This window comes from Streptomyces xanthophaeus (assembly GCF_000725805.1).
Taxonomy (GTDB): Bacteria; Actinomycetota; Actinomycetes; order Streptomycetales; family Streptomycetaceae; genus Streptomyces; species Streptomyces xanthophaeus.
In genome coordinates, this window is the sequence record NZ_JOFT01000028.1 from 81,651 (window position 1) to 94,027 (window position 12,377).

At 70.5% G+C, this 12,377-nt stretch carries 15 protein-coding genes; 4 read left to right on the forward strand and 11 right to left on the reverse strand.

Features of this window, described 5'->3' with window-relative positions; genetic code table 11:
• Window positions 1–77: 77 nt before the first annotated feature.
• The gene (locus IO30_RS0118515) at window positions 78–695 is read left to right on the forward strand and encodes an SMI1/KNR4 family protein (RefSeq protein ID WP_031144427.1); all 618 of its coding nucleotides are present in this window, start codon (window positions 78–80) and stop codon (window positions 693–695) included.
• Between the two features lie 346 nt (window positions 696–1,041).
• The gene (locus IO30_RS0118520) at window positions 1,042–2,268 is read left to right on the forward strand and encodes an extracellular solute-binding protein (RefSeq protein ID WP_031144429.1); all 1,227 of its coding nucleotides are present in this window, start codon (window positions 1,042–1,044) and stop codon (window positions 2,266–2,268) included.
• A gap of 146 nt (window positions 2,269–2,414) precedes the next feature.
• On the opposite strand, the gene IO30_RS0118525 is transcribed toward IO30_RS0118520, so the two are convergent.
• The 4 genes from IO30_RS0118525 to IO30_RS0118540 all read right to left on the reverse strand — a co-directional run bounded on the left by IO30_RS0118525 (window position 2,415) and on the right by IO30_RS0118540 (window position 6,440).
• Window positions 2,415–3,038, reverse strand: a complete 624-nt coding sequence (locus tag IO30_RS0118525) for a hypothetical protein (RefSeq protein ID WP_031144431.1) — start codon at window positions 3,036–3,038, stop codon at window positions 2,415–2,417.
• A gap of 130 nt (window positions 3,039–3,168) precedes the next feature.
• Window positions 3,169–3,492, reverse strand: a complete 324-nt coding sequence (locus IO30_RS0118530) for a nuclear transport factor 2 family protein (RefSeq protein ID WP_031144433.1) — start codon at window positions 3,490–3,492, stop codon at window positions 3,169–3,171.
• Window positions 3,493–3,609: 117 nt separating this feature from the next.
• Window positions 3,610–4,524, reverse strand: a complete 915-nt coding sequence (locus IO30_RS40670; RefSeq protein WP_078904755.1) for a polysaccharide deacetylase family protein — start codon at window positions 4,522–4,524, stop codon at window positions 3,610–3,612.
• Between the two features lie 266 nt (window positions 4,525–4,790).
• The gene (locus tag IO30_RS0118540; RefSeq protein ID WP_051902397.1) at window positions 4,791–6,440 is read right to left on the reverse strand and encodes an MDR family MFS transporter; all 1,650 of its coding nucleotides are present in this window, start codon (window positions 6,438–6,440) and stop codon (window positions 4,791–4,793) included.
• Window positions 6,441–6,561: 121 nt separating this feature from the next.
• Between IO30_RS0118540 and IO30_RS0118545 the strand changes: the two genes are divergently transcribed.
• A complete protein-coding gene (locus tag IO30_RS0118545) occupies window positions 6,562–7,143 on the forward strand; it encodes a TetR/AcrR family transcriptional regulator (protein ID WP_031144439.1) in 582 nt (193 codons plus the stop codon).
• Window positions 7,144–7,192: 49 nt separating this feature from the next.
• Here IO30_RS0118545 and IO30_RS0118550 read toward each other — a convergent pair whose 3' ends face one another.
• The gene (locus IO30_RS0118550) at window positions 7,193–7,621 is read right to left on the reverse strand and encodes a nuclear transport factor 2 family protein (RefSeq protein WP_031144441.1); all 429 of its coding nucleotides are present in this window, start codon (window positions 7,619–7,621) and stop codon (window positions 7,193–7,195) included.
• Between the two features lie 92 nt (window positions 7,622–7,713).
• Here IO30_RS0118550 and IO30_RS0118555 point away from each other — a divergent pair, with 92 nt between their 5' ends.
• A complete protein-coding gene (locus tag IO30_RS0118555) occupies window positions 7,714–8,259 on the forward strand; it encodes a TetR/AcrR family transcriptional regulator (protein ID WP_031144443.1) in 546 nt (181 codons plus the stop codon).
• Here the strand turns inward: IO30_RS0118555 and IO30_RS0118560 are convergent.
• The 6 genes from IO30_RS0118560 to IO30_RS0118585 form a co-directional block, all read right to left on the reverse strand.
• The gene (locus tag IO30_RS0118560; RefSeq protein WP_031144445.1) at window positions 8,234–8,878 is read right to left on the reverse strand and encodes an OmpA family protein; all 645 of its coding nucleotides are present in this window, start codon (window positions 8,876–8,878) and stop codon (window positions 8,234–8,236) included. The genes IO30_RS0118555 and IO30_RS0118560 overlap by 26 nt on opposite strands.
• A gap of 4 nt (window positions 8,879–8,882) precedes the next feature.
• Complete coding sequence (locus IO30_RS0118565; protein WP_308443097.1) at window positions 8,883–9,278, reverse strand: hypothetical protein; 396 nt, start codon at window positions 9,276–9,278, stop codon at window positions 8,883–8,885.
• Between the two features lie 213 nt (window positions 9,279–9,491).
• On the reverse strand, window positions 9,492–10,127 hold the full coding sequence (locus IO30_RS0118570; protein WP_031144449.1) for a pilus assembly protein TadG-related protein: 636 nt from the start codon (window positions 10,125–10,127) through the stop codon (window positions 9,492–9,494).
• Window positions 10,124–10,324 (reverse strand): hypothetical protein, encoded by a 201-nt coding sequence (locus tag IO30_RS0118575; RefSeq protein ID WP_031144451.1) that lies wholly within the window; start codon window positions 10,322–10,324, stop codon window positions 10,124–10,126. The genes IO30_RS0118570 and IO30_RS0118575 overlap by 4 nt, the downstream gene beginning before the upstream one ends.
• Window positions 10,325–10,434: 110 nt before the next feature.
• Window positions 10,435–11,118, reverse strand: a complete 684-nt coding sequence (locus IO30_RS0118580; protein ID WP_031144453.1) for a response regulator — start codon at window positions 11,116–11,118, stop codon at window positions 10,435–10,437.
• Window positions 11,118–12,374, reverse strand: coding sequence for a sensor histidine kinase (locus IO30_RS0118585; RefSeq protein ID WP_031144455.1), 1,257 nt, complete (start codon window positions 12,372–12,374; stop codon window positions 11,118–11,120). The genes IO30_RS0118580 and IO30_RS0118585 overlap by 1 nt, the downstream gene beginning before the upstream one ends.
• Window positions 12,375–12,377 lie beyond the last annotated feature (3 nt).

A 12,377-nucleotide genomic window follows, 5' to 3' on the forward strand; every position in this document is an offset into this window, starting at 1 on the left:
CGGTGAGACGTGGCCTAGGTCATGCGCGGCGCGGGGGGTAGGTTGGGGCGGTTGAGCTGGGGTGTCAGGGGAGCGGCATGACGGAGAACGCGCGGATCAAGGCGCTGGAGCAGATCATGCCGGCGACCCACGGGGCCGACGAGGACATCGACTGGCAGGCCGTCGAGGCGGTCTGGGGCACCCGCTTCCCGGCCGATTTCATCGCCTTCATGGGCCGCTACGGCGCGGGCTCCATCAACGGCGAGGCGAGCGTCCTGCTCCCTCTGCCCAAGCCGGGCCTGCAGTGGGACCCGGCCGGGATGGCGGAGGAGACGGACAACGCCCGCCAGCTGTGGGCGGCGGAGGGCGGCCGGGCCGCCTTCGGCGCGGACCCGGAGTCGATCATCGCCTGGGGCGTCACCGGCGGGTCCGACGTGCTGTGCTGGATCACCACCGACCCCGACCCGGACCGCTGGCCGGTCCTGGTGTGCGGGCCGCACACCCCCGACTCCTTCGCCGTGTACCCGTACGGCATGGCGGAGTTCCTCTACCGGCTGTGCTCCGACGAGTTCGACGTGAGCCCCGTCAGCATCACCTTCTGGGACGGCGGCCACCTGAGCTTCGTGCACTGGCGCAAGGCGCAGCGCCGCTGGCAGGAGGGCCGCAACCCGGAGACGGGCGAGCCCGACCCGTACGCCGGGGACTTCGCCGACTAGGCACCGCCAGGCCCGCTCCTCCCCCCTCGCACCCCCTCCACCCGTTCCGCAAGCCGAAACGGGTGATTCCGCATGTCTACGCGCGTCCCGCCGGTGGATCACATATCGGAAAACACCAGTCGGAAAAGCCTCAGTTGGAGCATTGACCACAAGTACGGCCCCAATGGAACCAACCGCCCACGCTCGGGAGAGAATTCCGGCCAACGGGCCACGGAAGTACACACCCCAGCCCGGAGCAACTCACGAGTAGTAACGGGATCCAAAAGAAAATCAGGGGAATACACCCGTGCGACGAAGAATTTATGGCGCGACGGCCACCGCGGTCGTTTTCGGCCTGTTGATACCGCTGTCCGCATGCGGGAGCTCCGAAGACGACGCAGGTGGCGACGGTACGATCCGCCTGGTCGCCGCAGAATACGGCGACACCCAGGCCACCAGTTCCAAGGCTTTCTGGGACAAGGTGACGACCGATTTCACGAACGCCAATCCCGGCATCAAGGTCGAGGTCCAGCTCCTGCCGTGGGCCGATGTCGACCGCGAGGTCTCCCGTATGGTCAAGGCCGGAAAAGCGCCGGACATGGCACTGATGGGCTCTTACTCGGACTTCGCCGCGCAGGGCAAGCTCTATTCCGCGGACCAGCTCCTCTCGGTCACCGCCGAGGCGAACTTCCTGCAGCCGCTCGCCGAGGCCGGCTCGGTCGGCAGCACCCTCTACGGGCTGCCGTTCGTGGCGAGCAGCCGCCTCCTCTTCTACAACGAGACCCTCTTCGCCAAGGCCGGGATCACCGCCGCCCCCAAGACCTGGACCGAGCTGAAGGCCGCCGCCAAGGCGCTCAAGGACAAGGGCGTGAAGTTCCCGTACGCCATGCCCCTGGGCCCGGAGGAGGCGCACGCCGAGGCGATGATCTGGGAGCTCAGCAACGGCGGCGGCTACGCCGACAGCAGCGGCAACTACAACCTGGCCTCCGAGCAGAACATCGACACCTGGCAGTGGGTCAAGACGAACCTGGTCGCCCCCGGTCTGACCGGCCCGGTGCCGCCCGCGCAGCTCAATCGCGCCGACGCCTTCGCGGCCTTCCTGCGCGGCGAGGTCGGCATGCTCAACGGCTACCCGTCGCTGGACCACGAGGCGCGCGCCAAGGGCATCTCGGTAGGCGCCGTCGCCATGCCGGTCTCGGACACCATCGGCACCGGGGAGAACCCGCCGACCGTGGGCGTGGCCGACTGGATGATGGCGTTCAAGCAGAACGGCAACCGCGAACAGATCGGCAAGTTCGTCGAGTTCCTCTACCAGGACAAGAACCTGACGGAGTTCGCCAACCGCTACCACCTGCTGCCCTCCACCACCAGCGCCCTGCGCGGCCAGGACGGCGGTGGCCTCAGCAAGAACGACACGCAGTTCCTGACCGCGCTGCGCGGCGCCCAGCTCTACCCGGTCAACGACCCCGCCTGGGTGACGGTCAGCGACACCATCAAGCGCAACATCGGCCGCGCCGTCGAGCCGGGCGTGGACCCGAAGGTCGTCCTCGACGACATCGCCGCCAAGGCCAACCAGGCCTCGAAGAAGCACTGAAGGCCCCCCGACACGGGACCTTCGACCCCTGCCGCAGCACATCAGGTGCGGCACCATGGCTGGTACGGCCCTCGATCCGAGGCCGCGGCCCAGCCGCCCGCCGGGCACTCACGAGGTGCGCGGGGCGGCCGGCCCCAACCGTGCGGTCAGCGCCGTCCGTTGTCCGAGGCGAACGCCGTCCGGTACTGCTCGCAGCTGGAGTTCCAGGGCAGCTTGCCCGAGAGCGTCCCGTAGCCCGAGCGCGTGAGCGACCACTCCACCGTGTACTCGCCGGTGTCGCACGCGATCCGCTTGCCGCCCGCCACCTTCTCCCGCCCCGTCGCGGGCTTCCCGGTCAGCTCCCGGTCCACCACCGCCACCTGGGCGCCCTTCGCGCTGCGCAGCACGGCGTGCACGACGATCGCGTGCTTGCCGTCCTTGGTGGTCAGCGCCTTCTTCACCAGGGTCGAGTCGGCCACCGACCAGGCGAACTCGTAGGAGGGCTGCCACGCCAGGGTCGCGGGGTCGGGGACCTGGCGCTCGTAGTCCGGGGCTCCCGAGGGGCCGGGGCGGGTGACCGTCCGGTACTGGACCCCCGGGTGGAAGCGGAACTGCGCCTCCACCTTGTGCATCTCGTCCTTGGTCCACATCGACTTCATGGTCTTCTCTCCGCCGGCCGGGTCCTGGAGGTAGACCGCGCCCTCGGCGGCGGTGGCGGACTGGCCCATGACGGGGGCCAGGGCGCTCGCGGTGGCGGCGAGGGCGAGAGCGGCGATCCGGGTGCGCTTCATGCCCGGCCCAACGGACCGCTCCGGCGGGCCGGAACGACACCGGGCGCGCTTTCACCCGTACGGGAGGGCCCGCGCGGACCGGGAGTCCGTGCGGGCGAGGGCTACGGCTACCACGCCTTCGCTGTGACGCTCAGGCCTGGCCGGTCTCGAAGCGGCTGATCAGGCCGTCGGGGCCGACGGTGAACCGCCAGGCCGTCAGCATCTCGCCCCAGGTGTCGTTGCGGTAGCCGACGACCAGTTCACGGCCGTCCGGGGACGCGGACCGCACGTCCATGTGGCCGCCGGAGGAGAAGATCTCCTTGTCGGCCCACTGGTGGAGGTCGCGGTCCGATCCGTCGTCGGACATGGTGGCGTCCGGGGTGAGGACGGCGCCGAAGGCGGCCCGGTCGCCGGCGTTGACGGCGGTGACGAAGGCGCGGACGGCGGGGTCGGTCAGCTTGCTCGGGTCGGTCACGGGACCTCCTGGTCGCGTACGGCTGGGTGCGCAACCAGGGAACACCGCGGGCCGGACCCGGGCGTCGCCCCTCACCCGTTCGCCGTCGGACGGCGTGTCAGCCGGGGGCGGGCGGGATCAGGCCGGGTCGGGGGCCGAGCGGACGGGGAAGCCCGTCGGCCTGCCCTGCTCCTTCAGCCAGGCCAGCACCTGGTCGAGGGCCTCGACGGTCTGCGCGCGGTTGCCGCCGCCGTCGTGGAAGAGCACCGTGGGGCCGTTGCGGAGCTCGTTCTTGACCGCGCCGACGATGGCGGCGACCCCGGGCTTGCCGAAGTCCTTGGTGTCGACGTTCCAGCCGAGGGGCCGCATGCCCGCGACGGCGGCCGCGTGGCGGCTCTCGGGGGTGAACGCGCCGCCGGGGGCCCGGTAGTAGTCGACCTTCGCCCCGCCGCCCGCGGCTTCCTCCATCGCCTTCTTCGCGTCCAGGATCTGCTGCTGCTGGTAGGCGACGGGCTTGTGGCCCATGCCGGTGTCGTGGTCCATGGTGTGGTCGCAGAGCCGGTGACCGGCCGCGACGACCCGCTTGACCAGGTCGGGGTGGGCCGTGGCCTGCGGCCCGACCATGCAGAAGACGGCCTTCACCTGGTACTTGTCCAGGACTTCGAGCACCTTCGGGGTCCAGCGGGGGTCGGGGCCGTCGTCGATGGTGATGTTCACCGCGTTCCCGCCGGCCTCCGACGCGTGGGCTATGCCCTCGGGGACCAGCGCGGGCTTGTGCTGTTGGCCCTGCGGGCCCGCGGCGGCCGCGTCCTCCTGCCGGGGCGCGCCCTGCCCGGCGTCGGTGGGGGCAGGGTCCACGAGGGTGGTCACCGCCCATATCGTCGCCGCCACGGCGAGGGCCGACGCCCCGACGGCCGCGCGGGCCTTGAGGCGTTGGCGCCCGGTGCGCGTCAGGGGCGCCGCGCTGTGGGCGTCGGGGCCGCCGGCCTGCGGGTCCTGCGTGTTCCGTGTGTCCTGGGCGTCTCGTGCGTCCTGCGTGTTCTGCGTGTTCATTTCGGGCGTCCACTCCCCATCCGCCGTGTGAGCGTTCCGTGGATCAGGACGTACGTCACCGCTGGGGGGTTCCAGCCAATTCCCCCATAAATTCTGCCTAATGGGACTTAGGCCCTTGATCGTCCCGAATTCCTGCCCAACGGGAACCAGCTGAAACGGTTCTGCCCTGGATCGCCCCGGATCGCCCGGGTACGGCAAAGGCCCGGCCCCGGTGGATCGCTTCGATCCACCGGGGCCGGGCCGCCCGCTGACGGGTTCCGTCCGCGTCAGTGCGCGAGCGACTCCTGCGGAGCCGGGGCCGACGCGTCGGCCTTGCCGCCGCCCTTGCCGCTGCCGCCGTCGACGCCCTCGCCGTCACCCTCGCCGTCGGCCGGGGCCGGGGCCGCGCCGCGCAGCGGGATCTCCTTGACGAACCAGGCCGCCAGGAAGCCCAGGAGGGCGATGGCCGCGCCGAGCAGGAAGGCGGAGTGCGTACCGGAGGCCACGGCGTGCTGGTAGGCCTCGCGCACGGCCTCGGGCAGCTTGGCCAGGCTCGCGGCGTCCAGCTGGGCGGACCCTGCGGCACCGGCCGCCTCCGGGCCCAGCCGGTCGGACATGGTCTGCGTCACTTGAGTGGTGAAGAGGGAGCCCATCAGGGCCACGCCGAAGGAGCCGCCGAGCGTACGGAAGAGGGTCGCGGAGGAGGACGCGACGCCCATGTCCTTCATCTCGACGCTGTTCTGCGCGACCAGCATCGTGATCTGCATCAGGAAGCCGAGGCCGGCGCCGAGGATGGCCATGTACACGCCGGAGAGCAGGCGCGAGGTGCCGGTGTCCATCGTCGCGAGCAGGAACAGCCCGACGACCATGAGCGCGCCGCCGATGATCGGGAACATCCTGTACTTGCCGTTGCTGGTGGTGGCCCGGCCCACGACGAGCGAGATCACCATCATGGACAGCAGCATCGGCAGCAGCAGCAAGCCGGAGTTGGTGGCGGAGGCGCCCTGCACCGCCTGCTGGAACAGCGGGAGGTAGACCACTCCGCCGAACATCGCGAAGCCGACCAGGAAGCCGATCACGGCCATCAGGCTGAAGTTGCGACTGCGGAAGATGTGCAGCGGCATGACCGGCTCGGCGGCCTTGGTCTCGGCGTAGAGGAAGGCCGCGGTGGACACCACGCCGACGATGATCAGGCCGATGATCTCGGCGGAGGCCCAGGCGTACTCGGTGCCGCCCCAGGTCGTGACCAGCACGGTGGAGGTGATGGCCACGGTGAGCAGCCCCGCACCGAGGTAGTCGATCTTCGGGCGCGTCCGGTCGGTGCGCTTGGGCAGGTGCAGCACGGCGGTGACCATGGCGAGCGCCACGGCGCCGAGCGGGAGGTTGATGTAGAAGGACCAGCGCCAGCCCATGTGGTCGGTGATGGTGCCGCCGACCAGCGGCCCACCGATCATGGCGAGGGCCATCACGCCGGCCATCATGCCCTGGTACTTGCCGCGCTCGCGGGGCGGGATCAGGTCGCCGATGATCGCCATGACGCCGACCATCAGACCGCCGGCGCCGAGGCCCTGGACCGCGCGGAATCCGATCAGCTGGCCCATGTCCTGGGCCATGCCGCTGAGCGCGGAGCCGATGAGGAAGATGACGATCGAGGTGAGGAAGGAGCCCTTGCGCCCGTACAGGTCGCCGATCTTGCCCCAGATCGGGGTGGAGGCCGCGGTGGCCAGGGTGTACGCGGTGACCACCCAGGACAGGTGCTCCAGGCCGCCGAGCTCGCCGACGATCGTGGGCATGGCCGTACCGATGATCATGTTGTCGAGCATGGCGAGCAGCATGGCGATCATGAGCGCCATGAGCACGACCCGCACGCTGCGCGGTTGCTTCACCGCTGCGTCCACCTCCCCCGGGGACTTCGTCGTCGTGACCGTCTCGCTCATGTCCACTCCCCTGGCACGTCTTCCCGCACCGGCACTTACTTGCCGCCCGGCTAGTTCACTACAATGGGGAAGGTAGACCCGTAACTAGCCGGGCGTCAAGTAAGTAATCCTGAGGAGAGCCATGCCCAGCAGCGGTCCGCAGCAGCGTCGCGGCAACACGCGCCAGCGCATCCAGGACGTCGCCATGGAGCTCTTCGCCGAGCAGGGTTATGAGAAGACCTCGCTGCGCGAGATCGCGGAGCGGCTCGACGTCACGAAGGCGGCGCTGTACTACCACTTCAAGACCAAGGAAGACATCATCATCAGCCTCTTCGAGGACCTCACACGTCCCATCGACGAGCTGATCGCCTGGGCCGAGGAGCAGCCCAGCTCCCTGGAGACCAAGCAGGAAGTGCTGCGCCGCTACAGCCGGGCGATGGCCGCGGGCGCCCCGCTGTACCGCTTCATGCAGGAGAACCAGGCGACGATGCGCGAGCTGAGCATCGGCGAGACGGTCAAGAAGCGGCTCTTCCGGCTGGTGGAGCTGCTGCGCACGGAGGACGGCCCGCTGACGGACCAGGTCCGGTGCGTCAGCGCCCTGTTCACGCTGCACGCCGGGATGATGTTCCTCCAGCACGTGGAGGGCGACCCCGAGGAGACCCGCCAGGCCGCCCTCGAAGTCGCCATCGACCTCATCACCCAGGCCCACCACCTGGCGCCCTGACCGGCGGACTGCTCACGGTCGGACCGCTCACCGCGCGCGCCGCGCCCGGCTACAGGCGGCGGTCGGCCTCCTCGATGGGCACGTCGTTGATGCTCGCCTCGCGGCGGCGCATCAGTCCGTCCGCATCGAACTCCCACTGCTCGTTGCCGTGGCTGCGCCACCACTGGCCGGCCCGGTCGTGCCACTCGTACTCGAAGCGCACGGAGATGCGGTTGCCGGTGTACGCCCAGAGCTCCTTGCGGAGGCGGTAGTCGAGCTCGCGCTCCCACTTGTCGGCGAGGAAGGCCCGGATCTCGGCGCGGCCGGTGAGGAAGCGGTCGCGGTTGCGCCACCGCGAGTCGTGCGTGTACGCGAGGGCCACGCGCTCGGGGTCGCGGCTGTTCCAGGCGTCCTCGGCGGCCTGCACCTTGGCCCGGGCCGACTCCTCGGTGAAGGGGGGCAGGGGCGGGCGCGGTGCGGTGGCGGCGGTGACGGTCATGACGGAGCCCTCTCGACGCAGATGAGAACGTGCGTTCTCAGCCTAGAGAACGGTCGTTCTCACCGCAAGGGAGCCTGGTCTACGCTGCCTGCATGGACGACGAAGAGGCCCGCACCCGGCTCCTGGACGCGGCGGAGGCACTGTTCTACGCCGACGGCATCCAGGCCGTCGGCATGGACCGCATCCGCACCGAGTCGGGGGTCCCCCTCAAACGGCTCTACCGGCTCTACCCCGCGAAGGAAGCCCTGGTCGCGGCCTACCTCCAGCGCCGCGACCGGCGCTGGACGGCGAGCCTGCGCGAGGCGGTGACCGGCGCGCCGGATCCCGTCGCGGCGGTCTTCGACTGGCTGGCGGCCTGGTTCTCGGAGCCGGACTTCCGCGGCTGCGCCTTCCTGAACGCCTTCGGCGAACTGGGCGCCGGCCCCGCCGCGGTCCTGGACCTCGTACGCCGCCACAAGGCGGAGCTACGGGACCTGCTGGGCGAACTGGCCGGCCCGGGCGAGGACGCCCTGGCGGACCAGCTCCTGCTCCTCGTCGAGGGCGCCACGGTGGTGGCGGCCCTGGACCCCGGCCCGAAACCGGCCCACCGGGCGCGGGAGGCGGCGGCCGCGCTCATTCGCTCCCGCGGGGGAAGGTGATCTCGACGCGGCGGTTCTTCTTGCGGCCTTCCTCGGTGCCGTTGTCGGCGATCGGGTAGTCCTCGCTGTACCCGCGGACGTCGAAGACGACGCTGGGATTGGTCACCGTCTTGGCCAGCTCCGCCTGCACGGCGTCGGCCCGCTGCTTGGACAGCTCCTTGCCGTGCTCGTAGCTGCCCTGGTCGTCGGTGAACCCGAAGACCCGCACGCGGGTCGCCTTCTGCTGGTTGATCTCGTTGGCGATGGCCTGGATCCGGGCGGCGGCCTGCGCGTTGAAGACGGCGCTGTTCTCGGGGAACAGCACCTCGGACTGCAGGGCCATCATGACGGTCTGGTTGGTCTCCTGCCGCCGCTGCTCCCCGCCGAGGTCCTCGACGACCTCGGCGATGTCGAGGACCTTGACGGGCGCGAGGGTGCCGCCCTGCGGGATCTTCAGCCCGGGCGAGTTCGAGTCGATGGCGACGGGCGCGGCGGCGGACGGCTCCGTCCCGGGCGGCGCGGACGGCGCGACGTCATCGGCGTACGCCGCGGACGCACCGATGAGGTGCGCCCCGGCAATGACAAGCCCGGCGACTGCCGTGGCCGCGGCTGCTCGATGGCGTTGGATCACTGTTGTCATGGCGTCACCCGGAAATCTTGATGGCTGCCGTGGCGAAAGTCGGCAGGCTGAGATCCATTTCGGTGGTACTCGCCGCGGGTGCAGGGAACTGAGCGAAGAACGGGACCGTCTGTCCCGGTTCGATGATGGCGAGACCCGTGGTGCACAGGCACCGGCCGTCTGTGTCGCGCAGGACGTAGTACCGCTTCTTCCCGGCCTTGTCGACCAGGGTCACACCGGCGACGGAGACACCGCTGGAGTTGAGTTCGTTCCCTCTCCACGGAGCCGTATTCACATACGGGGTAGCCGCCGTGTTCTTGAACTGCCCCTCGACGGTCAGGAACCCTCCAGCGTCCCGAGCCGCCTTGTTGATGGTCAACTCCATCCCGGACTCACCCTTCACAGTGGCGATGACCTCCACGGGGGCCGGAGACTCCGCCTTGCCAGTAGAGGAGGGGGCCGCTCCTGCAGTGGCGCTTTGCGACGTCGACGCTCCGGGTCCGGCAGGTGTGTCGGACTTGCCATCGCCTCCGCAGCCGGTCAGGGCAAGAGCCATGACGGCCGCAGCTCCCACAGCCGCATTCACACGCGCCGTGCGCCGAACACTCATGTACAAGGGTTCCTTGTCTCTCAGTCAGTCGATGAGGCGTATGTCGAACAGCGCCCGACCCAACTCGCTCCACGGTCGCGGGCTGGCAGGGTCGAAAGTGATCGACTTCCCCTTCGTGCACTTGAACTCGATCGGACTCGGCTTGTCGGGCACCGTGGGCGGCACCTGCGGATGAGGCTCTTGACCGGAACCGCCACCCTCCTGCTTCAGCTGACAGCGCGGGGTGATTTCTGCGGTCGCGTTGGCCGTCCCCCGACGTCCGCTGACGCCGGGAACCACGGAGTCACCGACGGCACCGTCGGTCATGACCTCTACCGTGAACGTCAGGCTCTTCTGGCTGCACTCGACGGTCGCGTCGTTGCGCTCCGCGAAGGAATCGGCTGCCCCACAGGCGCCGGCGCCGAACAGGTCTCCGCGCAGGACCTTGGCCCAGTCCTGCGGCGAGAGAGCCACGAGGTCGACGCCGGGCACCAGCCGGTCCCTGGCCTCACGCGCCGCGCCCAGGGCAGCGGCATCCGCCGCCCCCTGGGCGTTGCTGCGTACGACCCCTGCCTTCCCCACGGTGAAGAGCGCAAGCGCGGCGAAGAGGAGGATCACGATGAACACGGCATACAGAGGAAACGCCTGACCGGTATCCTCGCGCAGCCGTCGCCGGATCATTTCCCTGCGGTGATGCTGGCAACCGCAGCGGTGATCTTCGTAGTGATGGCCTGCCCGATCCCTGTACCGATGATCGCGCCGATGATCACCACGACCACCAGGATGATCCCCAGGTATTCGAAGGCCGTCTGGCCGCGGTCCTGTGCGTTCTTGCTTCCGTACCGATTCCGCATCCTTGCCAGGGTGTTCTGCAGCATGAGGGTTTCCTCCCGGGCCGGTGCCGCTGTCGATCTGCGGACAGTACGGCCTGTCACCGGTCGTTACCAAGGGTCCCGGGGCCCAATTACGGACCCACTGCGCACTCCGTCTACCCATGACCGGTCACTCCTGGACGGGCGGTTCCCAGCCAGCGGGCTATGGCCTCGCTGCGGGTGGTGCTGTGGAGCTTCGCGAAGATGCGGTTGATGTGGTTCTTGACCGTCTTCTCGCTGATGAAGCAGGCGGCGGCGATCTGCTGATTGCTCATTCCGGACGCGATCAGGTCCATGATCTCCACCTCCCGAGAACTCAGGCCGAATTCCTCAGAGTTGTGCAGCCGCTCAGAAGACTGTGCCACAACTCGTTGCGGTTGCGAAGAGGTTCGGAGTTCTGCGAGCAGGGCGCTCGACGCCGTCGGGGTGAAGTGGGGGCGGCCCTCGCGGACGTCGCGGACCGCGCGCAGCAGGTCGTCGGCCGTGAACTCGCCGTGGACCAGGTACCCGCCCGCCCCCAGCAGCAGGGCCTCGCGGACGATGCCGGGCTCCTGGCTGTACGTCAGCATCAGCACCGGCGCCAGCCGGACCAGGTGCGGCAGGGCCGAGATGCCGTCCACGCCCGGCATCCGGACGTCCAGCAGGATCACGTCCGGCGCGTGCCGCCGGGTCAGGCTCAGGGCCTCGCGGCCGTCCGCCGCCTGGGCGACGACCTCCAGGTCCGGGCTCGTGGCCAGGAGCGCGGCCAGGCCCGCCCGGACCACCGGGTTGTCGTCCGCGATCAGGACGTGGAGCGGCATCACGGGCTCCGCTCCGGGGCGAGGGCGGCGACCAGCAGGTCGAGCCGGACCCGGGTGCCGCGGCCGCCCCCGCCCGGCCCGACGTCGAGGCGGGCCCCGATCTCCGCCGCGCGTTCGGTCATGCCGATCAGCCCGAAGCGGCCCGCCCGGTGCAGCGCGGCCAGGTCCGCCCCGGCTCCGGCCGGCCCCCGGCCGTCGTCCTCGACGGTGACCGTGAGCCGGGGCCCGTCGACGGCGGCCTCGACCACCACGCGCCGCGCCTGCGCGTGCCGGCGGGCGTTCTCCAGGGCCTCGCAGACCACGGCGACCAGGTGGCGGGCCACCGCCGAGGGGACCACCGGCAGGACGCCCGACACCCTGAATTCGACGCCGTCCCTGCTGCACAGGGCCCGCAGTTCGGAGGGGAGCGAGACCCCCGGGGCGTCCAGGTCGAGGTCCCGCCGCAGGTCCGTCAGCAGGGAGCGGGACTCCGCCGCGGCCCGGCGGGCCGCCGAGGCGACGAGTTCGGCCTGGTGGCGCAGGGTCTCCGGGTCGGTGGTGCGGGACAGGGCGTCGGCGGCCAGGGCCAGGCCGTGCAGGGTCTTGGACACCGAGTCGTGCATCTCCCGGGCCAGGTGGTCGCGTTCGGCCCGGACCGCCTCGGCCACCGCCAGCCGGGCCCGGGTCTGCGTCAGGGCCCTCCCGGCCGCCCCGAAGCGGAACAGCAGCTCGCGCAGGCAGGCCCCGGCCGCCCCGGCCAGCAGGCACAGCACCGACAGCATCAGGCCCTCCGCGACCAGCCCCACGGCGATCGCCTGGACGGCCGCGTACGGGGCCGAGCCGCGCCAGCCGTAGACCAGCCCGGCCAGCAGCGGGGTGCACACGCACACCAGGCCCAGCGGGGACTCGGGCGTCGCGGTGACCAGCAGCAGCGCGCTGAGGACCATGTCCGGAGCCAGCAGCCAGCGGTGGCGCAGCAGCAGCGGCCCGAACCGCTCCCAGTCGCGGAACAGCGCGTACGAGACCATGAACGTGAGCAGCACCGCCCCGCCCACCAGGTACGCCGGGGCCCCGGGCGCCGCCCCGCCCAGGGCCAGCGGAGCACCCAGCGCGATCATGACCAGGCGGAAGGCGAAGACCTGACGGCACAGTGCCTGGAGGGCGTTCGCCTGCAGCGACGGCCCGGGCTCCGCGGCAGCGGCGGTGGACGCGGCCGTGCGCCGGGCGCCGGCCCGTCCGAGGCCGGTGAGGGCCGAGATGCCGAGTGTGGCCGCCATCGC

Bases quoted from the DNA above. Each gene is read 5' to 3' on its own strand.
- IO30_RS0118515 (WP_031144427.1), top strand. From the start codon at position 78: ATGACGGAGAACGCGCGGATCAAGGCGCTGGAGCAGATCATGCCGGCG.
- IO30_RS0118525 (WP_031144431.1), bottom strand. From the start codon at position 3,038: ATGAAGCGCACCCGGATCGCCGCTCTCGCCCTCGCCGCCACCGCGAGC.
- IO30_RS40670 (WP_078904755.1), bottom strand. From the start codon at position 4,524: ATGAACACGCAGAACACGCAGGACGCACGAGACGCCCAGGACACACGG.
- IO30_RS0118540 (WP_051902397.1), bottom strand. From the start codon at position 6,440: ATGAGCGAGACGGTCACGACGACGAAGTCCCCGGGGGAGGTGGACGCA.
- IO30_RS0118545 (WP_031144439.1), top strand. From the start codon at position 6,562: ATGCCCAGCAGCGGTCCGCAGCAGCGTCGCGGCAACACGCGCCAGCGC.
- IO30_RS0118550 (WP_031144441.1), bottom strand. From the start codon at position 7,621: ATGACCGTCACCGCCGCCACCGCACCGCGCCCGCCCCTGCCCCCCTTC.
- IO30_RS0118555 (WP_031144443.1), top strand. From the start codon at position 7,714: ATGGACGACGAAGAGGCCCGCACCCGGCTCCTGGACGCGGCGGAGGCA.
- IO30_RS0118560 (WP_031144445.1), bottom strand. From the start codon at position 8,878: ATGACAACAGTGATCCAACGCCATCGAGCAGCCGCGGCCACGGCAGTC.
- IO30_RS0118570 (WP_031144449.1), bottom strand. From the start codon at position 10,127: ATGATCCGGCGACGGCTGCGCGAGGATACCGGTCAGGCGTTTCCTCTG.
- IO30_RS0118575 (WP_031144451.1), bottom strand. From the start codon at position 10,324: ATGCTGCAGAACACCCTGGCAAGGATGCGGAATCGGTACGGAAGCAAG.
- IO30_RS0118580 (WP_031144453.1), bottom strand. From the start codon at position 11,118: ATGCCGCTCCACGTCCTGATCGCGGACGACAACCCGGTGGTCCGGGCG.
- IO30_RS0118585 (WP_031144455.1), bottom strand. From the start codon at position 12,374: ATGGCGGCCACACTCGGCATCTCGGCCCTCACCGGCCTCGGACGGGCC.